This window comes from Idiomarina aquatica (genome assembly GCF_004362895.1).
Taxonomy (GTDB): Bacteria; Pseudomonadota; Gammaproteobacteria; order Enterobacterales; family Alteromonadaceae; genus Idiomarina.
This window is the reverse complement of the sequence record NZ_SNXI01000004.1, coordinates 21464-42364: the sequence shown is the minus strand read 5'-3', so window position 1 is coordinate 42364 and position 20901 is coordinate 21464. Positions and strand designations below refer to the sequence as shown.

Annotated in this window: 16 protein-coding genes; 5 read left to right on the top strand and 11 right to left on the bottom strand. The window is 51.2% G+C overall.

Annotated elements, in window-relative coordinates; translation table 11 throughout:
* Positions 1 to 30: 30 nt before the first annotated feature.
* Both DEU29_RS04400 and cysS read right to left on the bottom strand, forming a co-directional pair.
* Positions 31 to 1575 carry a M17 family metallopeptidase gene (locus tag DEU29_RS04400; protein WP_133539045.1) on the bottom strand — a complete coding sequence of 515 codons (1545 nt, stop codon included), beginning with the start codon at positions 1573 to 1575 and terminating at the stop codon, positions 31 to 33.
* A gap of 18 nt (positions 1576 to 1593) precedes the next feature.
* Positions 1594 to 2973 carry a cysteine--tRNA ligase gene (gene cysS, locus DEU29_RS04395; protein ID WP_133539044.1) on the bottom strand — a complete coding sequence of 460 codons (1380 nt, stop codon included), beginning with the start codon at positions 2971 to 2973 and terminating at the stop codon, positions 1594 to 1596.
* 123 nt (positions 2974 to 3096) lie between these two features.
* Here cysS and DEU29_RS04390 point away from each other — a divergent pair, with 123 nt between their 5' ends.
* Both DEU29_RS04390 and DEU29_RS04385 read left to right on the top strand, forming a co-directional pair.
* Positions 3097 to 3594, top strand: coding sequence for a peptidylprolyl isomerase (locus DEU29_RS04390; RefSeq protein ID WP_133539043.1), 498 nt, complete (start codon positions 3097 to 3099; stop codon positions 3592 to 3594).
* A gap of 10 nt (positions 3595 to 3604) precedes the next feature.
* Positions 3605 to 4327: a UDP-2,3-diacylglucosamine diphosphatase gene (locus DEU29_RS04385; protein WP_133539042.1), complete on the top strand. Its 723-nt coding sequence runs from the start codon at positions 3605 to 3607 to the stop codon at positions 4325 to 4327.
* A gap of 128 nt (positions 4328 to 4455) precedes the next feature.
* Here DEU29_RS04385 and DEU29_RS04380 read toward each other — a convergent pair whose 3' ends face one another.
* A complete protein-coding gene (locus tag DEU29_RS04380; RefSeq protein ID WP_133539041.1) occupies positions 4456 to 5055 on the bottom strand; it encodes a Yip1 family protein in 600 nt (199 codons plus the stop codon).
* A 289-nt stretch (positions 5056 to 5344) separates the two neighbouring features.
* Between DEU29_RS04380 and miaE the strand changes: the two genes are divergently transcribed.
* Positions 5345 to 6151 carry a tRNA isopentenyl-2-thiomethyl-A-37 hydroxylase MiaE gene (gene miaE / locus DEU29_RS04375; RefSeq protein ID WP_133539040.1) on the top strand — a complete coding sequence of 269 codons (807 nt, stop codon included), beginning with the start codon at positions 5345 to 5347 and terminating at the stop codon, positions 6149 to 6151.
* 50 nt (positions 6152 to 6201) lie between these two features.
* On the opposite strand, the gene DEU29_RS04370 is transcribed toward miaE, so the two are convergent.
* The 5 genes from DEU29_RS04370 to DEU29_RS04350 form a co-directional block, all read right to left on the bottom strand.
* Positions 6202 to 9159, bottom strand: a complete 2958-nt coding sequence (locus DEU29_RS04370) for a ligand-binding sensor domain-containing diguanylate cyclase (protein ID WP_166635877.1) — start codon at positions 9157 to 9159, stop codon at positions 6202 to 6204.
* A gap of 114 nt (positions 9160 to 9273) precedes the next feature.
* Positions 9274 to 10233 (bottom strand): isopenicillin N synthase family dioxygenase, encoded by a 960-nt coding sequence (locus DEU29_RS04365; protein WP_133539038.1) that lies wholly within the window; start codon positions 10231 to 10233, stop codon positions 9274 to 9276.
* Positions 10234 to 10389: 156 nt separating this feature from the next.
* Positions 10390 to 11673 carry a dicarboxylate/amino acid:cation symporter gene (locus DEU29_RS04360; protein WP_133539037.1) on the bottom strand — a complete coding sequence of 428 codons (1284 nt, stop codon included), beginning with the start codon at positions 11671 to 11673 and terminating at the stop codon, positions 10390 to 10392.
* Between the two features lie 108 nt (positions 11674 to 11781).
* Complete coding sequence (sohB, locus tag DEU29_RS04355; protein WP_133539036.1) at positions 11782 to 12777, bottom strand: protease SohB; 996 nt, start codon at positions 12775 to 12777, stop codon at positions 11782 to 11784.
* 239 nt (positions 12778 to 13016) lie between these two features.
* The gene (locus DEU29_RS04350; RefSeq protein WP_133539035.1) at positions 13017 to 15431 is read right to left on the bottom strand and encodes a VolA/Pla-1 family phospholipase; all 2415 of its coding nucleotides are present in this window, start codon (positions 15429 to 15431) and stop codon (positions 13017 to 13019) included.
* Between the two features lie 182 nt (positions 15432 to 15613).
* On the opposite strand from DEU29_RS04350, the gene DEU29_RS04345 reads away from it, so the two are divergent.
* Positions 15614 to 16366: a YciK family oxidoreductase gene (locus DEU29_RS04345; protein WP_133539034.1), complete on the top strand. Its 753-nt coding sequence runs from the start codon at positions 15614 to 15616 to the stop codon at positions 16364 to 16366.
* A gap of 49 nt (positions 16367 to 16415) precedes the next feature.
* Entirely contained in the window at positions 16416 to 17486 is a 1071-nt protein-coding gene (locus tag DEU29_RS04340; RefSeq protein ID WP_133539033.1) for a WD40/YVTN/BNR-like repeat-containing protein, read from the top strand.
* Here the strand turns inward: DEU29_RS04340 and DEU29_RS04335 are convergent.
* From DEU29_RS04335 to DEU29_RS04325, 3 genes are all read right to left on the bottom strand, one after another.
* Positions 17434 to 19545 carry an aminotransferase class V-fold PLP-dependent enzyme gene (locus DEU29_RS04335; protein WP_133539032.1) on the bottom strand — a complete coding sequence of 704 codons (2112 nt, stop codon included), beginning with the start codon at positions 19543 to 19545 and terminating at the stop codon, positions 17434 to 17436. The two genes, DEU29_RS04340 and DEU29_RS04335, sit on opposite strands and share 53 nt — an antisense overlap.
* Before the next feature lie 87 nt (positions 19546 to 19632).
* Complete coding sequence (nqrM, locus tag DEU29_RS04330) at positions 19633 to 19845, bottom strand: (Na+)-NQR maturation NqrM (protein WP_133539031.1); 213 nt, start codon at positions 19843 to 19845, stop codon at positions 19633 to 19635.
* A gap of 12 nt (positions 19846 to 19857) precedes the next feature.
* Positions 19858 to 20901 carry an FAD:protein FMN transferase gene (locus DEU29_RS04325; protein WP_243734475.1) on the bottom strand — a complete coding sequence of 348 codons (1044 nt, stop codon included), beginning with the start codon at positions 20899 to 20901 and terminating at the stop codon, positions 19858 to 19860.

Sequence of the window (20901 nt, the reverse complement as noted above, 5' to 3'; positions counted from 1 at the left end):
AAACGGCCGCGCCGAAGGCGCAAAAAGCCGTTATTTCCGCAGGTAGTGCCCTGCCAGCATCGTTACCGGTGCTGCCGTTGGCTTGCCGTGTTGCCAGTCACCGCCTTCAACACCGCTGCCGGCGATGTCCACATGCACGTAGTTCAGTGGTTTGTCACTATCAATACCGTGAGCATCCAGACCCGATACGCCGACTAAAAACGCCATTGGGAACTGGTGTCCGCGCGCGGTTGTTGCCGACGGGCCATTGTTTGACGACAGCAAGTCATCACACAACGTGCGCCCTTTAACAAAATCAAAGTCTTCGCGGCGTGACCAGGAGATCTCAGCCGGATCGCCGAATACTTCGCCCTGCTCAAACAACTGCTGGGCTACCTGTGCTTTGCGTGCCGCACCATTAGGTACTAACGCCGAATAGGGACCTTTGGACAGCGCCGCGTGTCCTGTCAACGTCGCTACCGTGTATAAGTCGCACGGCACTTCACTGGCGGCGGCTTCTTCACGCAGATGCGACAACAGGTCAGCCATGGCCAGACGCCCTTCGGCATCGGTATTACCAATGCGCACTCGTTTACCGCTGTGGCCGGTAATAATTTCGTCGGCGACAAAGGCGTCAGAGCCAATGCTGTTGCGTACCGCGGCAATTTCCGCAATCACGTTAATATTATCCGGCTGCACTTCTGCAACCGTTTTCACAAAACCAGCAACCGCAGCGGCGCCGCCCTTGTCACGGCTCATGCCTGCCATGTGGCCGCCCACCTTAAGGTCAGCGCCACCGGTATCGTAAACAATACCCTTACCGGCAAACATCACCGTGCGTTCAGGGTTCGCGCCTTTGTATTCTAATCGAATAACGCAGGGACGATGGCGTTCGACCTCGATCGATGCACGACCAACGGCCGCCGCCAATGGATATTCGTGCTGTAACTGCTGATAATCGTCAATCACTGTTACTTTTACTGGTGTATGCGCAAACGCCTGACGGCAATATTCCGCAAACCGTGGTGGTGCCATCCGCTCAGGTTCGGTACCGGCTAAATCACGCGCTACCCGTTTACCGGCCTCAACCGCCATTGCCCAATCGGCATTCAGCGCACCCACCAGGGTTACCGCTTTAGTCGGCTCAATCTCGTCCTCGCCATGGGCTTCGCGCGCCTCTAACGGCTGATACAGTGCCTGGCAAAAACCCAGATAGGCGGCAAGGTACGCTTGCTGATACCGTTCGTCCTGGGTATCAACCGCATTTAACATCAATACCGGATGGCGTGCACCGGCGTCCTGCGCTATTTTCGCGGCCTTGGCTGCGGCATCAAAAATTTGTCGTACATCGTCATAATCACGATTCAGCGGTCCGGTTGGCGCAACCACCAACCGGTTACCCGGCACGTCAGTCTGCAATAACAACAAGGTCTCTTTACCCACACGCTGGTCGCTCTGTTGCGCCGCACGAATAGCTTCGCTCAGCTCAGTGTCTTCAACCCGGTCAAATGGACCCATCACAATCAGTGCGTCGGTTTGTTCGTTTTCTTTTGCCTGAGTCAAAGACTCAACACAATGTAGTTGTGCAAATGCCATAATTAAATCTGCCTCCTGTTAGCTGCGGCGCCATTGGGTCCCACCGGGACCATCTTCCAGCACAATGCCCATCGCGGTCAGTTCGTCCCGCGCGGCATCGGCGGCCGCCCAATCTTTTTCTGCTCTGGCGTTATTACGTTTGGCAATCAGCGACTCGATCAACGCCACATCATCGTTGTCGCCCTGTAAAAACTGTTCGGGCTGTTGTTGCAATAACCCCAGTACCTCAGCCAGCTCTTGCAATACGGTTGCCAGCTGCGCTGCTTTGTCGGTGTCGGTATCGCGCACACGGTTCATTTCGCGCGCGATATCAAACAACACGCTCATGGCTTCGGGCGCATTAAAATCATCATTCATCGCGTCACTGAAAGCCTGCCAGTAGGGTGCTCGTAAGGTCTCTTCAGCAGTCACCGGTTCAATGCCACGTAAGGCGGTATACAACCGTTCCAGCGCGGCATGCGCCTGTTCCAGATTGTCCTGGGTATAATTTAACTGCGAACGATAATGACTGGATAACAGGAAATAACGCACGGTCTCGGCGTCATAGCTGTTTAACACGTCGCGAATGGTAAAAAAGTTACCCAGCGATTTAGACATTTTGACGTCATCAACCTGCACCATACCGCTGTGCATCCAGTAATTAACGTAATCCGAGTGGTTAGCACAGCAACTTTGCGCAATTTCGTTTTCGTGATGCGGAAAGGTTAAATCCGAGCCGCCGCCATGAATATCAAATGTCTCGCCCAGGTGCTCTTTGTTCATTGCCGAGCATTCAATATGCCAGCCCGGCCGCCCCTCGCCCCACGGCGATGGCCAGCTCGGTTCGCCGGCTTTGGCTTTCTTCCACAGCACAAAATCTAACGGGTCAGTTTTTGCCTCATCGACATCCACCCGCGCGCCTGCCTGTAATTGCGTCAGGTCCTGACGGCTTAACTTGCCATAATCAGTGAAGGTAGACACATCGAACAGCACATCGCCGTTACTGACAACGTAGGCGTTGTCATTGGCAATAAGCCGCTCAATCATGGCAATAATTTGACCCATGTGACCGGTCACACGCGGTTCGATATCCGGGCGCACCAGGTTAAGCGCATCGAAGTCTTTATGCATTTCGCCGATAAAACGCTCGGTAACCGCACTAAAATCTTCGCCGTTTTCCGCTGCACGTTTAATAATTTTGTCGTCCAGGTCGGTAATATTGCGCACATAGGTCACGTCATAGCCGATTTTGCGCAGATAGCGCACGACAATATCAAACGCTACATAAGTGCGGGCATGGCCAATGTGACAGAAGTCATAGGTGGTGACACCGCACACGTACATACCCACTTTGCCGGGTTCGATCGGCGTAAACGTCTGCTTTTCGCGCGTTAGGGTATTAAACAGTGTCAGTGCCATAATGCTGTGCTTCCTTTAGTTTTAGCGTGAAGATTGATGTTTTTGCAAAACACTAATGATACCACTGAACGTAACGCTCTGGTACACTAGCGCCGGTTTAATCATTAGTTACAGGATACCAATATGCAGGTTGTATTACACACAAACCACGGTGACATCACCCTGGAAATGCATCAAGATACCGCCCCGAATACGGTAGAAAACTTTTTAAAGTATGCGCGCGACGGTTTTTACAGCAATACGCTGTTCCACCGCGTGATTGATGGCTTTATGGTACAAGGTGGTGGCTTTGAGCCGGGGATGAAGCAAAAAGAAACCCGCGACACTATCGAAAACGAAGCAAAAACCGCTAAGCCGAACACGGTTGGTACCGTGGCGATGGCGCGTACACCGGATCCGCATTCGGCATCATCACAATTCTTTATCAATGTGAATGACAACAGCTTTTTGAACTTCCAGAACGAAACCCCGAACGGCTACGGTTACTGCGTATTCGCCGAAGTGGTTGACGGTATGGACGTGGTTAATCAAATCAAAGACGTTAAAACCGGTTCAGCAGGCTTTCATCAGGATGTGCCAGTCGACGACGTGATCATTCAAAAAGTGACCATCAACGACTAAACGTGCAGCTATGACGACTGCGTTTATTGCTGATCTTCACTTATCGCCGGCGCGGCCCGATATCACGGCCGCGTTCAGCGACTTTTGTCAGCAGCAGCATCATACTCTGGATGCGCTTTATATTCTCGGCGACTTGTTCGACGCCTGGCTGGGTGACGATGACCCCAGCGACTTTGCCAGGCAAATCAAGTCGCTGCTGCGCGCGCTAAGCGATGCCGGTGTAGCGCTTTACTTTATGCCGGGCAATCGTGACTTTATGCTGGGTGAGCGCTTTGCGGCGGACGTGGGCTTAACCCTGCTGCCGGACGAGACCGTTATTAACCTTAACGGCGAGCGCACGCTATTAATGCATGGCGACACACTCTGCACAGACGATACCGACTACCTGCGCTACCGCGCTATCATTCAGCACCCCATTAGCAAGTTTATTTTACGTCACTTACCGTTGGCCTTGCGGATGCGTATTGCCCGTAAACTGCGTGCCGGTTCAGCCTCTAAACGCCCCAACCTAACGCCGCAACGGTTGCGCCAAATGGATGTGCAGCATCCTGCGGTTATCTCGGTAATGCAAAAACATAACGTGCAACGGCTTATTCACGGCCATACGCATCGTGCTGCGATCCATTCGTTTTGTGTTAACGGCAAGCAGGCTGAACGCGTCGTATTAGGGGATTGGTATGATGCCCAGCGGGTTTTGAATACACGGGGATATGCGGGGGTTTACTTGGTCTAGGCGCTACGCGCGGTGTAGGCTCGACTGCGTCTCGCGGTTTAGGGGCCCTCGGCACGGTTTAGGCTCGACTGCGTCTCGCGGTTTAGGGGCCCTCGGCACGGTTTGGGTGCCGAAGGCGTTGGTGTGCTTTATGACATGAAGGTTGGGCCGAAGCCATTAGTCCATAAAATGGCTGTTGTTACCATTAGGATTACCATCAGGATAAGGCCGGCAGTAACGACTGAGCTGGCATATAAAAAGCCGCGCTCTTCCGGAATGTGCATAATGACCGGAATCCCCGCATACAGCAGGTAAACTGAGTAGGCGACACCCGCCAGGAAAATCAACGACACAAACCATAGTTCAGGATAAAGTGCCGCAACACCTGACATAATAACCGGAGTTGCTGTATAAGCTGCCAGTTCCAGCGACTGGGTAAAACTTGGATCGGCGCCAAAGGTCTTCGCCATCCAGTAGACCAAATAAGCTAACGCGAATGTGGCGGCGATGATACCTGCGTACATTGCAACGCCCAACATCACGCCGCTCCCCTCGGTTAAGAAGATTGACTCGCGTGCACCAACGCTCCAACCAATGTGAGCCGACGCGTAATAAGCTGCGGCACACGGTAATAATGCGACAAATAGTATATGCGTTAACGAATTGACGATACTTTCGCGTTTTGCGTCAATGGTTTTCCACTCATCCATCGGATGTGCGTATAAACCCCATATGTGATTCAGAATCATAATTGACTACCCCATATAACGCGGCTCTGCCGCCCTTGTTGTTCCCTAAAGTGTGCTTTCGCACCTGTCCGTTTAAAACGGCTTCTTATTGTTAAAATGTGAACTTGCGTAAAACTTCACCTTACCCCTACTATTGAGAACATTTTTTAGCCTGTCAAGCGATTTTTGTTAACAATCCCAACGATTTATTAACAATACTGACAAATGTCAGTAATGGATTATCTCGCATTCAGTTTTCGTCCCAAGTGGCGTAAAATAGCGTTATTATTCGCCAACACCAGACGCATAAATGACAGCTGTAGCCTCTAAATCAGAACCAACAGAAACGCAATCTGCCAGCGAAATCGAACACTTACTGCAACCCATTAACAAGTTTTTGCAGTGTCACACGCCCAACGCCTGGCTGGAGCAAGCCACAAAGCCGGAGAACCTGCCGGTGCTATTGCGTGATCACATGGTTTGCGAGTTAAAAGCCGCCCAGAGCGCCATGTTGCTAATCCGCCGCTACGCGGTTGATGAAGAAAGCGGCAACGCGTTGCTGGCCTGGTTAAAGCCGTATGAAGATTACACCTACCGGTTGGTCGGTAACTGGCGCGAGCTGGGCAAGCATAATAAGTTGAATAAGCGCATGGTACCTAAGTCAGAGCGGCCTTACAGTCAGGAACTGATCGACAAAATGGTGTTGTTGATAAAGGAAGAGCTGCATCATTTTTATCAGGTACTGGAGATTGCACAGGAGCTCGGCATTGAGTACGACAAGCTAACCTCCAGCCGCTATGCACGTGGGTTGCTAACCCATGTGCGAACCTACGAACCGGCGGCACTTATCGATAAGTTAATTTGCGGCGCTTATATCGAAGCACGCTCATGCGAACGTTTTGCCGCCATCGCACCGCACGTTGACGAGCGCTTAGGCCAGTTTTATATCTCGTTATTACGTTCCGAGGCCCGCCATTATCAGGATTACCTGACCCTGGCCGAGCAAATCGCCGATGACAATATCTCAGACCGCATCGCATTTTTCGGCGAGATCGAACGCGATTTGATTCAATCTCCCGATGCGGATTTTAAGTTCCATTCCGGTTCGCCGGCGTAACGCCCCGTCGGTATAGAGAGCCGCGGGCAAGCGCAACCGCGGAAGCGGCCTCAACCTACCACCCGATCTCTACCCTGGCGTTTGCCCGCATATAACGCTTCATCCGCACTATTTAGCCAGGTTTGCAATTCAGCCGTTTGAGCGAAATAACAGCTCACCCCAATAGTCACCGTTAACGTTAAACGTTTGCCGTCAGTCTCGACACCTTGCTTTGAAATGCTTTCCCGCACGCGCTCAGCAACTTCTTTAGCCTCTTCAAGCGCAAGCCCCGGTAACGCTACCGTAAACTCTTCTCCGCCCCAGCGGGCAACAATATCGAACTCTCTGAAACACGTTGCAAGGCTGTCACCTACCACCTTCAAAGCAATATCGCCAAGCTCATGGCCGTAATCATCATTGAACTGTTTAAAATGGTCAACATCAATCAGTAACACACTAATAGCGCTTCGAGTGTCTCGGTAATCACTAAGCAAGCGGTTAAAATGGCTTTCAAAGCCTCGTCGATTAAGCAGCCCGGTCAAGGCGTCGGTTTCAGATAAAGTCTGCAACTTTCTATTTGCAACTTTTAATTCACGGGTGTGCAACGCTATCTGCTCTTGCAACTTTTGATTAACACGTTCGAGGCTTTTGGTTCTCGCCCGCACAATGGCGTAAATGAGTAAAACAATTCCACTAATGCCGAAAAATACCGTCCAGAAACTGTACCACCAGGGCGCATCGACAGTAATCATTAGCTGCAATGGCTCGTTACTCTCAGTGCCCTGACTGTTTCTGCCTTCAACCAGTAGCGAATAGGTGCCCGGTGCTAACGAACTTAAGTACAGCGATAGGTTAGGCATCCAGTTACTCCAACTGTCAGTAACACCGGATAACCGATACCGAATCGCATTATTTTCCGGCACTCTAAAATCTGTCACACTAAACGATAACTTTAAGCTTTGAAAATTGGCCGGTAGCTTTAGTTCATTCGCGGTTAATGCAAATTTTCGCGTAACGTCTTGGTTATCCAGAATAACGGAAGTTAATGCGACATTAGGCGCAATCTCTGCGATATTAAGTTTAGCCGGGTTGAAACTGAGTGCGCCTTCCAGGCTACCGGCGGTGATTTCACCATCACTTGAGCTGTCAATAGCATGCTCTAAAAAGTTCGACATCGCCAGCCCATCCGACTTACCCAGAGTAACCACTTTACCGGATTCAATATTAAGCCGGGCCAAGCCACTGAGGGTTATTACCCATAGGTTTCCATGGTCGTCATTGGTCATACCGAGCACCCGATTAGACGGTAGCCCATCGGCCTTTGTGTAATGACCTGTCTCGCCCGTTTTGAACGAGTAATTCCAGATACCATTGTCACTGCACAGCCAAATCGAGTTTGAATCTATTGCATGCGCACAAATGAGCGTGTAATTGTTAAACTCACCCTTTACCCGTTGTTCATTTGACAGATCCAGCAATCCAGAATAGCGGGTTGCACTGTAAATGCCGGCACCCTGAGTATCAATAATGGAGTAGGCTTGGTCACCACGCAGTTGGTCGAAATTCTGGGTTTGCCATGAGAACGTTGCGCTACTGCGATCGTAACGGGCAATACCTCGCCCCCAAATACCGAGCAGCATATCGCCATTTTTCATTTCATGAATGGCCGTAATGGTGGCCTCTTCAAGTCCCAACTGTTGATTGATCGCGGGTGCCGCAGCCAACTCAGGCGCATCACTCGACGTTTTGATAACCGCCTCATTGATACCAATCCATAAATCACCGAAACGGTCGGCATAAAGCACATCAACTTTACGCACACCCAACCTCTCCGGGAACGGATAAAAATCCCAATTTCCATTACTGGTAGGCCGTTTAAAAATGCCCTTATCATTGGCCAGCCAAAGCGTATCATCACTGGCATAGTGAACCGCTTGAATCGGAGCTCTTGCCACATTCAGAGAACTCCTTGCCAACGAGTCCTTAAAGTTTTGATTAACCGTCACCCCTTTAAACAGGCCCTGACCACGGGTGCCAATCCATAAAATATTGTTGTTGTCCAAATGCAGCGACCGCACATCGATATTTTGTAACGCTGCCCAGTCATCCCCTTGTTTAACAAAGGTCTTTTGCGTCAAGTCAAACTGATATAACCCGTTACCGGAGCCAACCCATAACGTCGGTTCATGGTCCGGATTGGTCTCAACGACCAAATCATTAACCCGTAAATTGACAGCGGACCCCCCCTCATTGTCTTGAACAGACTTAAAGGCTTGCCCATTTTCTGGCAAATAATACAGCCCATGGTCAGTGCCCGCCCAAAGTGTTTCACCAATGAGCTCGATGGTTCTTACTTCGTTAGTGCGGTTTTCGCCAACGTTATCGGGGTCAATGTAATAGCGTGTACAACTTGATAAGTCCTGAGCGATTCGGAACACGCCTTGCGAACTGGCAACCCAAATCCAGTGTTTGGATTCAGTGATCCACCAAATTCTGAGGTCATTCAGTGGATGTTCATCGTCGATAAATTGCAATACATCGGCTTGGTTAGTCGTTACCTCTGGTTGCATATACTGCAGGCCATTTAAGGTTCCGACCCATAGTCTTTGCTGACGATCTAAAAACAGCGTCTGTACGCGATCGTTTTTTAACTGTCCTTGGCCGTTGTCAGCTTTAAACTGACGCGTCGACTGCTTGGCGGAATTCCAGGCAACCAAACCATGCCCCCAGGTCGCCGCCCAAATGGTATCTTGATGAATTCGAAGTTTCGAAAAGTCGGCCGCCTGAACATTATTCAAAACACTGTCGGTCCAACGCACAAATTGCTTTCCATCGTACCGCAAAATGCCATCGGTATCGGTAGCCAGCCACAGTAGACCATTATGGTCTGAGGTTATGTGATACACCGAAGATTGGCGCGCTGCCATGTTTTGCGCAACGCGAGAAAATTCCTTGGTCGACAGGTTAAGGTTAGCCGCTGCACTGCAGGAAAAACCAACAACAATGATAATAAAGAGGCTTAAGCGCATAAACGCGCTAACGCAACAGATCGGCATAAAATTTTTTTGTTACTTCTGTACTGATACAGAAGCTTACGCGAGCTCGCCGGCTTTAACAACTCCTGCCAACCAATATGTAAACCATTACGCTGCCTTGCCTGCGTCGGGATGCGAGCGCACCCGGCCTTTTAAAACATTTTCACCGACGTGCGATAACAGCGGATTGTTGGGATCCGTTGAAACGCCTTTCGACTGAGCTTTCAGTGGCTCGGGTAAATCCAGCACGGGTACCGTGGCATCCAACTGTGCCGCCATAAAATAGGCTACCGAATAACGCTCGGTTCCCGGCTGTGGCGCGCGTACTCGATGGTTGGTGGCTTGTAAAAAGCCGTCCGACGCCAACTCCAGTAGCTCACCAATGTTGACCACAAACGATCCGGGCATCGGTTCAACATCCAGCCACTGCCCCTGATGCTCGACTTCTAAGCCACTTTGCTGGTCTTGTAGGACGAAGGTCAGGTAGCCCGGGTCTTTATGAGCGCCAACGCCCTGGCGTGATTGCGCCGATCCCGGATAGCGAATAATTTTGGAATGCGTATAGGGGCTATCACGAAAGCTCTGATCCAACGCATGTGCGTCCATACCCATAGACTGACAAAGGGCGCGCAATAAAGTCACGGCAATGTCCGTTTGGCGTTCGCTTAAGGCCAATAGCGTATGCTCAAGCTGTGGCAACGCCGCAGGCCACAAATTGGGCCCGATAACCTGCTGCCAATCATGGCGTATTTCCGTCGGCGCCGGCTCTTCATTCATCCAGTCAAACTGCTCACGGACATCCATCGCCCCGCCGGTCAACTCCTGCCCAACCGCGTTATAACCACGGAAGTGAGGTGAATAACGCATATCGACACCCGCTTTCTGCGCGGCAGGCAAGCCAAAAAATCGCCGACTCAAGTTCATGACCTGTGCCAGTTCGTGCTCAGATAGCCCATGGTCAACCAAATAGAAAAAGCCCACTTCACTTGCCGCCCAGCGCAACCGCAGACGTTCCTGTTCGCTATCTAATTGTGCAAACGAAATTATCGGTAACTGCTGTATCGCCATCGTTGCCACCTTATTAAAATTTGATGGCAACGATAATAAATCCGATACAAACCTAAGCGAACGAACGATTTAATCTATAATAGGCGAGAATGGAATATGGCTCCAATCGCTGCGCCTCGGCACAGACGACGAGAGCATGTCGCGCCGGGGCGCGACCTACAGTTCTTCGAGCTTCTTGCCGGCCTCGCGGTCGTAATAGACCTCTTCGTCGAAGTCGCCTTCGGATTTGGCAACCACACAGCTGACCATCGCATCACCGGTGACGTTAACGGCCGTTCGGGTCATATCCAGCAAGCGGTCAACACCGATAATCAGGCCGATGCCCTCGACCGGCAAACCAACCTGTTGCAGCACCATCGCCAGCATGATTAGTCCGACACCCGGAACACCCGCAGTACCCACCGACGCCAATGTCGCCGTCAGGATCACCATCAGGTAGTCTGCTACCGACAGATCAAGACCATAAACCTGAGCAATGAATACGGTGGCGACACCCTGCATGATCGAGGTGCCATCCATATTAATGGTCGCACCCAGCGGCACGGTAAACGAACCGACGCTGTTTTTGACACCTAAACGCTTGGTCACGGTCTCCAGGGTAATCGGCATAGTGGCGTTACTGGACGCGGTGCTAAATCCAAATAATTGCGCATCACGCATCTTACGCAGGAATATACCTGGTTTAACGCGCGCTAACGTGCTGAGCAGGAACGGATGCACGATCAGACCGTGAATTAACAGCACGATCAACACCAGGAAGAAATACTTCGCCAGGCTCGCTATCATACCCAGACCCGTCTCGGTAAATAGCTTGGCCATAAGCGCAAACACACCGTAAGGCGCCAGGTTCATCAAAATAACCACCAGCTTCATAATGACTTCGTTAAAGTCATCAAAAAAGCTTTTCAGGCGCTCGCCCGGCTTACCTACCAACGCCATCGCAATACCAAACAACAACGCAAACACGATAATTTGCAGCATGTTGCCCTGCGCCATGGCATTAATCGGGTTATCCGGGAACAAGTCAATAATAACCTGCGACAGCGACGGTGCCTCGGACGGCTCAAAGGTCGTATTTGAGTCACGCTCAACACCTGAACCCGGTTGAATCAGTATGGCCGAGAAAATCGCGATAGAAATAGCGATAGCCGTGGTAACCAGGTACATACCGACGGCTTTACCGCCTAAGCGACCGAGCTTACTGGGGTCACTCAACGAACAGGTTCCCACCACCAGCGAGACAAATACCAGCGGTACTACCAGCATCTTCAGTGAGGTAATAAATATCTGACCAATGATATTAAACAAACCGTTCGTCAGATAACTATCAACCCAGGCACTTTCACCAGCAAAAAAGCGCAACGCCAGCCCCAATGCAATACCTGCGACCATACCAATGACGATACGGCTGGTTAGGCTCAATTTCTTTTTGTCACTCATACGAGTCCTTTATTTTATTAAATTGGCTTCCCAAAACCGCCTAAGACTAGCAAAAAGGCCGCGTCAGCGCTAGCGATTAACAGGCGCTTTAGCGACCGAATAACTCGCTTAAACGTCAGAGCGTGCAAACGAGGATTTTAAGGTCTGAATAATGGTCGCCGCCCCTTTAGCGAAACGCTCGCTTAGCGGCTTTTTAACACTGTACTCCAGTTTTAAAATCTCACGCTCGTCCAATTGCTTCAGTAACCATTCATCGCTGGTTACTACTTCGTCAACCAAACCCAGTTCTTTCGCTTGCTGTCCTGACCAGACTTCGCCGGTAGCCACCTTATCAATATCCAGCTCCGCGCGATTAGTCTGCACAAAGTCTTTAAATTGGTGATGAATGGCTTCTAAGTCTTTTTTGAATTTGCGGCGGCCTTCATCAGTATTTTCGCCGAAGACCGTCAGCGTGCGTTTAAACTCGCCCGCGGTAATCTGCTCAAAATCGATATCGTGATTTTTAAGCCAACGATGCACGTTCGGAATCTGCGCCACCACGCCAATCGAGCCAATAAAGGCAAACGGCGCCGCATAAATTTTATGCCCCACACAGGCCATCATATAACCGCCACTGGCAGCGACTTTATCCACCGCCACGTGCAAGGTCATGCCATGGTCACGTAAACGCTGCAACTGCGCAGCCGCCAGGCCATAACCATTAACCACACCACCGCCACTTTCCAGGCGAATCAGCACATCGTCTTTATCACTGGCGATACTCAGTACCGCATTAATCTCGCGGCGCAAGTTTTCGACTTCTTTAGCATCCATCGAGCCTTTAAAATCAATCACAAATAAACGGTTTTCATGTTTCTTTTCAGATTTTCGCGCTTTTTTAAGCAGCTTCTCGGCTTTTTTACGCGCTTTCTTATCCAAAAGCTCCATCCTCAGGGCATCCTGCATCTGTTGGATCTCTTTGGACAAATGGGTCACTTCCAATTCGCCTTTCTGTTTTTTCTGCTTCTGCGCCGCTTGCGCAATGACACCCGTGATAATCACGAAAGCAAAAATAATAATCCCCGCCTTCAACAAAAAACTGCCAATATCGGCTAAAAATTCCATACAAACAACTCCCAAGTATCACTATTTAGCCCAGTCTAACATCCCGTCGCGCCAAAGGCGCGACCTACATAGGCGAGTGGCGAAGCCTCAAGCCCAGAAACACAAGGCGAGTGGCGAAGCCACGAGCCGCCAAGCAAGCCCGCAGGGCGCCAGGCAAGCGCAGCGCCAAACAAAAAAAGGTCAGCGAAGCTGACCTTTTTGCCTAGCGGGCATGGCGGTGCAAAGCACCGACATGCCTGCTACTGTACCACTTCTTCGTTACTAATCGGCAGTGACAACATGTCAGAACCGAACCAGCTGAAGATTTGTGTTTGCATCTCTGCGGTTGCGGCTGCAGAAGCTGCCGGCGACACTAATGAACCGTGATCACCTGCGCTGAAGCGCACAGCACCAGAAACCGGATTGCCATCTTGCGACTGCACAGTGCTCGAAACTGACGGCAGACCCATTAACCCAATCAGTGGCTCAGTGCCCACCAGCGGCTTGCCCTGAACCGCATTAGGAATAGTCGCATCGCCAATGGCTTCGATTAAATGCACCGGCGTACCCGTCGCAGCAACACCCGCTGAATAGTTAACCGGGTCTGCAGAGTCAATCACAGCCTGCGCAGCAAAAGCAAACTGCTCGAAGGTTGCATTGATTTGGGCCACCTGCGCAGACGATGCTGAATTCATGAACTCAACATAAACCTGTGCCAGTAGTTCGCTAAAGCCAGGACCGCCGGGGTTAATACCCGCAGCTTCGGCCTGTGCATTAACTGCCGCTGCAAAATCTGAGCTTGCTGAATACAACAGTTGGCTCTTAACCGGCACTTCGAACGAACCTGACGCTAACAGGAAGTTAGCAATACTCCCGCCCGGCATACCAAGCGAAGACGCCTGCACACTGAACATTGGATTAAGCGGTGCTAACTGAGGGTTTTCAAACGGCGTATTGGCCATCGCCGTAAAGCCCACACCAGCAATTGCACCTAACGAGTGGCCCACGAAATGCACGTCCTGGCCATTTAACTGCGCACCATCGGCTGCCATAAAGTTATTTAAGCTCATGCGCAAACCAACTAAGTCAGCAATAGACTGACGCACATTATCACGCGCGGCCAACAAGTTAGCTAAGTTCATGTAGCTGGTAACACCGGCCGCACTTGAGGCGTTAATTTCGTCCGTGCCATCACCGTTAAGGTCGAAACCACGATCGCCATGCAGCGGATGGTCAATGGCTACGGTAGCAAAACCAGCCGCCGCTAACGAACCCGCAATACCAGCAGCATTAGTTTTGTTACCGGTAATGCCGTGTTGGAAGATCACCACCGGCCAGCCGCCTTGTGGCACAGCTTCTAATTGTGCCATACCACGCTGGGCGCGAATGGCATTCACAACCGCCAAATCAGGAATAGTGATAAAGGCAGGCACCGTTTGCGTACCCTGAATCGCCGGGATCGGGTTGTACTTAGTCAGGTGACGCTCTTCGTCCACACCCGGGAAGTCAAAACAGTTGTTAGGTGGCAGCAATAGCGTTGGATCCTGCAATGCTTCCTGTGGAATGCCTGCGCCTGCCGGGTCGATAATACCCTGCTGCACCGCACCTAAAATAGACGCCGGGCTATCACAGGCTGCACGCCAGCGACCATCCACCGGTGCACGCGGGTTTTCAGCTGATGGTAACGGCGAGTAGTAAGGTAGATTCACCTGACCACCGTATACGCGCGCAGCAGAAGCAGCTGCCAATACCGTAGGATCAGTGACGCCACTTTGCTGCAACACCACGTCCAGCGAATAGTCCTGCGGCGCCGCCTGCATTACCGGAACTTCCGGTGACCATGGTGTTTCTATACCAGCAGCACTCAGGCCTAACATCTGTTTAGTTGCACCTAAGACATCACCCACCGATTGCGTGGTGAAGTTAGACGTGTAAATAACCTCTTCGGCATCAACGCCAAACTGCGCCAGCGCACCTTCGTAGCTATTAATCAAACGTTGCAGAGACAGAGCCGACGGATCAGATGATACCGGATCGCTGTCTGCCGGACGTTTCATCAGGGTGTAGGTCTGTGATGGCTTCACGTCACGGCCCAGGGTATCCTGAATACCGGACGTCAAAGCAACAATGTAGCCTGTTTTAGGCTTTAACGGCCGTAGTGGCACCACCGCAACGGTATCTTCATCAACCGCTGATACGGTAAAATCAACGCCGTGTGTTAATTCTGCTGTTACCGCACAAGCTGCTGCGGGGCTAGCCGCGGCACAAGTTGCATTAACGTCAGAACCGCCCTGAATGGTTTCGAAAACACGAATAGAGCCCTGGGCTTCCAAACTACCAGCGGCTACGTTAACCAAGTCGCCGTTCTCATCACGTGGCAGTGAAAAGTTAAAGGTTATCGTGGGGTGTGTACCCCAACCATCCAGACCATTTAACGCCACTTGTGGGTCACTAATATCACTTGGGTCCGCTACCGGAATATTTAAGGTTCCGTCGACAGTACCGCTAAGCAATACGTTAGTTGGCACCGGAATAATGCTGTTCGATGGGTCAAATTGCACGCGCGTTGCCGCAACGCTAACTTCCGTTTCTGTTAACGGTGCTTCGTCACCGCTACCACAGCCGACCAGACTCAATGCTGATCCAATCGCCAATGGGAGTAATAGTTTTTTCATGTGGATTCCCCAGTCCTTTTTACATTTTTATTATGAAGCCTTTCGCTTAACGATTTTTATACACCTGTATGAATTAAGATAAAAGGCTTTTTCCGGAATTTCTATTCGTTTGCTGAGAAGTTATCCGAATATCAGTACAATAGCCTACACTGACCTTAACAGTCCAATGGAAAACGATAAATATGCAAATCAAGACGGTACATGATTATCAAGCCCCTAAAGACCTCTTAACCGATAAAGTTATTCTGGTAACCGGCGCCGGCGACGGTATCGGCCGCCAGGCAGCGCTAACTTTTGCCGAACATGGTGCCACGGTTATTCTGCTGGGGCGCACAGTTGATAAGCTGGAAGCAGTATACGACGAGATTGAACAAGCCGGTGGCGCCAAGCCAGCGATTATCCCGCTGGATCTCAAAGGCGCGACTCTGGATCACTACCAGGGCATGGCCGCAACCATCAAGGAACAATTTGGACGCTTAGACGGCGTGTTACACAACGCCGGCATTCTGAGCATCTTGTCGCCGTATACTCATATCGAAGCAGACGACTTTAACGATGCCATGCAAATCAATGTTACAGGCCCCATGCTGATGACCCAGGCACTGCTGCCGGTGATGCAATTAGCCGACAATGCTTCGCTGGTATTCACCTCGTCAGGTGTTGGCCGTAAAGGACGTGCCTATTGGGGCAGCTATGCCATATCTAAGTTCGCCACCGAGGGCATGGCACAAGTGATTGCCGATGAGTACGAAACCACCTCGGTACGCACTAATGTGATTAACCCGGGCGCTACCCGCACCAGTATGCGAGCAAAAGCCTACCCTGCGGAAGATCCAAAAGCCCTTAAAACACCGTTAGATCTTATGCCAACTTATTTGTATCTGATGGGCGATGAGAGTAAAAAGGACAACAACCTGTGCTTTGATGCGCAATAATTGTCCGAACTGACTCCTCAATAAAGGACGTCTCAACTTAGGTGACATAATGCAATTAACTCGGTTTACCCAATTCAGCTCGACCCTTGCGCTTGCAGCTGCCGTTAATTTATCGGCCGTTGCTGCAGAGCCGCCAAAGCTGAAGGTACTGGAAAACCTCGAAAAGCAACTGTGGATTGGTGCAGCGCCGGTCAGCCGCTCGACTATTTGGCTGTCCGGCGAAAATGGCCTCGTCGCACACAGCGACGATGGCGGCAACAGTTGGCGATACAGCCAACCGGGTCAGGATGACCTGCAGTTTCGCGACATCGAGGCGATTGATAATCGCCAGGCTTACGCGTTAAGCATCGGCGACGATGGTCAGTCGAAGGTCTATTTTACCGATAACGGCGGTGCTAATTGGCGTATGCGCTACCGTGCCGAAGCCGATACCTTTTTAAATTGCATAGATTTGTCACCTAATGGCGAGGCCTGGGTTTTCGGTGACAGCGTCGGTGACAGCTGGCGTATTGTGCGCAGTCCGGGTGGTCGCAACTGGATAAAGGCGTACAGTGCTGTTAGTCAAAAACCCCTGTCTAACGAGGGTGGCTTTGCCTCGAGCGGCAGCTGCGTACGCTTCAATAACCAAACCTGGTTAGTCGGCACCGGTAACGCTGATACCGCGCGAGTTTTACGCAAAGGCGGTTTTGGTATTCGTTTTGAAGTTATTGACACGCCCATGCAAGCCGGTCCTAATGCCGGTATTTGGGCGGTATGGCCAGTGGATGACGAGCAGTTTTACATCGCCGGTGGCCATTTAAACACCGACGATAACGAAGGCGAACGACTATGGTACTACGATGGTGATGAGTTTAGCGCGCTGCCCGAACCGCCGTTACAAGGTGCGCTGTACAGCCTCAGTGTAGTTGAACACCAGGGCCGCTGGATCTTAACCTCTAATCCATCAGGTGCCGCAGCCTACCACGAGCCGTCGCAAAAATGGTTCAAGTTAACCGACGCTAACGTTTGGAACGTGCAGTGTCACAGCGATATCAGTTGTTGGTTCGTCGGCAAAGATGGCTTCGCTGCTACGCTTGTTTGGAAGCCAGAGCCAGACCGCCCAACAAATGCCGAGTTTTAGTAAAACCCTGACGCCGCAGCGCTTTAGCCACCACGCCGCTGCGGTTGCCTGAACGGCACACACAAACTAACTCGCGGTCTTTTAGCGCAGCATTGTCGTGGATGAACTGGATAACCTGCGTTAGGGGCACGTTGATAACCTCCGCACAGCAGGGTAAATCATCCACCACATGCTCCTGACGTTCGCGTACATCGATAATAATCACATCATCGCGGTTCCAGAAGGCTTCGTCGCCAATGGCTATATCGATGCCCGTTTGTTTGGGATCAGTGTGTCCGGCAGCACCAGTTTGTTCACCCAACGATGTGACCAGCTCAGAATCAGGATCCTGCCCTGCGCAGACAAGCGTCTGACTGCCGATGCAGCGACATAAGGTTTCGACTGCAACCTCCGAGCCGATAAAGGCGAAGTCAACGTGCAACGGCTGCTCATCGGCAACCGGCTCACTGAGTAAATAAACCGGTAAACGGCTCCCCCAACGGAACAGCCGGCGCGCACCAATCGATAAGCAGCCGTCAACGCCGCTTTGGCACTCCTGCGGGATAGCGTCACAGTTTGCCACCGCATCAACCGGCCAACCGAATACGTCGGTATCGGTATGCTGCAGTGGCAGCATTGCACGTAACATCGCTGCTGCATTAGCAATTTCACCCTCGGCGGATGTACTTAAAACAGCCGGAATTTGGTATCCCTGACAATGGACAATGTTTTCGATACGGCCGGCTAGTGCCGGATGCGGGTCAATAACAACCATCTGTCGGGCAGCGCGATCGATTAGCAGATAACTGCACTGGTCGTCATAACGTAATTGCACCACGCCATCTAATAAACCATCGTTATCGTCATTGGTGTCGGCGACAATCAAACAGGACTGTTTTAATGCGGTTGCAGCTTGCTGCAGGCGTGTGCAAGCTTCGTCAATCTCAGCCTGAGTGGTTGCCGGCCCAAACGACAAACGGATGGCTGACTCGCTACGCCAGGAGTCCAATCCCATTGCGTCTAAAACAAAGCTGCGGGTGACTTTAGAGCTACAGGCCGACCCGGAACTAACCCGAATATGGCAGGCATCAAGCACATCCATAATGTCGCGCGAGGATACCCCGGACACCGAAAAATTAAGCGTGGTGGGTACCGAAACCGAAAAATCGTTGTTGAACACCACTGTCGGAAAGGCTTGTCTTAATGCTTTCGCCAGTTGTTCACGATAGCTATTAAGCTGTTCAACCGATGCGAACGAACTGCCTTGCTGCATTAACCGGAACAACGCGTTCAATGCGGCGATGCCGGGCAAGTTTTCAGTACCTGAGCGATAACCACTCTCCTGACCGCCGCCGATAATTAACGGCGAAAACGGTGCCGCGTCACGCACCGCCATAAAACCAATACCTTTTGGTCCATACAACTTGTGGCCACTAAACGGCGCGTAATCAATGCTGGTATCATCCAGCGCAAGCTGTTGTTTGCCAAGCGCCTGCACACAGTCGACCATCCACGGAATCGTTGCTGCGTTGCTGCGGATAACCGTTTCTAACGCGGCCAAATCCTGTACTACGCCAGTCTCGTTATTCACCGCCATGGTACAAATCATCGCTGCCTGGCTTACGTGCTGAGCAATAAACTCATGATCCAGCAAGCCTTTGTTATCGACCGGTATGGCCAACAGTTCTGCGTTAAGACCCAGCATTTGGTTCCAGTGCGCTAACGCCTGCGGTACCGCTTTATGTTCCGTCGCTCCATACATCAGATAACGACGTGGTCGCCGGGCATCCTGCACGGCGGCACTAATGGCGGAAACCACCGCGGTCTGAATGCCCTCAGTGGCACCACTGGTAAAAATCAGTTTACTGTTAAACGAGCCGATAGCTTCACGCGCAAGCTGGCGTGTGATATCCAAAATATAGCGCGCTTTTAAGCCGGTAATATGGCTACTGGAGGGATTACCAAATATGGCCTCCATGGTATGCGATACAGACCGGGCTACTTCCGGAAGTACGGGGGTGGTGGCGTTACAATCGAGGTAAATTTCCTGACTATCTGGCCGTAACTCTAATGGATTCATAACTACCCCCCGCTTAAACAACATCGATTGAGGGTAGTTATATCGTTATAACTGTTTTGCGTCAATTGCTGACGCGAAAAGCGTGCACTAATGGATTTGGTTTTCTTTCCACTGTTGCTCTTTTGCCATGCGCGCCTTTTTCTTATCGCAAGGGTCATCGCAATCGCAGGCTTTATCCATACCCAGCGAGCTAATACCGCCGCAACTACCGGAAATCGTCTTGCGCTGAACAATATAGCCAACCGCCATAATCAGTACGACGATTAAAAACAGCGCCAACACCAGTAAAAATGTTTGCATGAGAACTCCTAATCACTCATCCGATAACAGTTTTTCGAACCCGGGGCTTACCCATTCTTCAAAGCCATCGTCGGTTTTTAGCACCAACATGGTATCGATTTGGTGCTCAGTAACAAAGGCTTTTGCCTGTTCCGGCCCCATAACCAACAACGCCGTTGCATAGGCATCGGCTGACATGCAGTCATCAGCATAAACGCTGACCGATACTAAATTGTGTTGGATAGGCTCTGCTGTTAGCGGATTAATAATGTGTGAATAACGACGTCCGTTCTCTTCGTAAAAATTACGGTAATCGCCTGAAGTGGCTAATGCCCCTTCACTAAATGAGACAACTTCCTGTACTGATCGTTCCGTCGATACCGGCTTCTCGACCGCTAACCGCCACGGTTTACCGTTAGGTTTACCACCGCGGGTGCGGATCTCACCACCAATTTCGACTAAGTACTGGGTAATATCCAGGTCGTCCAATAAATAGGCAACCCGATCAACCCCATAACCTTTCGCAATCGTCGATAAGTCGACATAGACCTGCGGGTGACTTTTAGCCAGCTGGTGATTCGCCAGCGTGAGCTTGTCGTAGCCAACGTAAGCACGAACTTCGTGCAATTCATCCGGCGTAGGCACCTGTTCAGGTTTCGCCTGCGGACCAAATCCCCACAGATTAACCAGTGGCCCGACCGTCACGTCAAGCAAACCGTCGGTTTGCGCGGAGATTTCCAGCGCCCGGCTAACCACGCGTTCCAATGCCCGGCTTATCACTACCGGCTGAGTCGAGTCGTGTTGATTAAACCGCGATAATTCCGATTCAGGGTCGTAGGTCGACATCTGCGCGTTGACCTGCGCTAAAACCGTCTCGACCTTTTTCTGGATCTCAGCCTGACTATGGCGCGGATCCTTACTGAACAGGGTGATGTTGTAGGTGGTACCCATGGTATCGCCGCTAAAGCGAATTTGCTTTGGCGCGTCCGAACAGGATACTAAAAAGGCTAGCCCCAGAAGGACTAGCCAGAATTTAGCGACCATGTTGGCAACCACGGCGGGTTTATAGCCCATCAT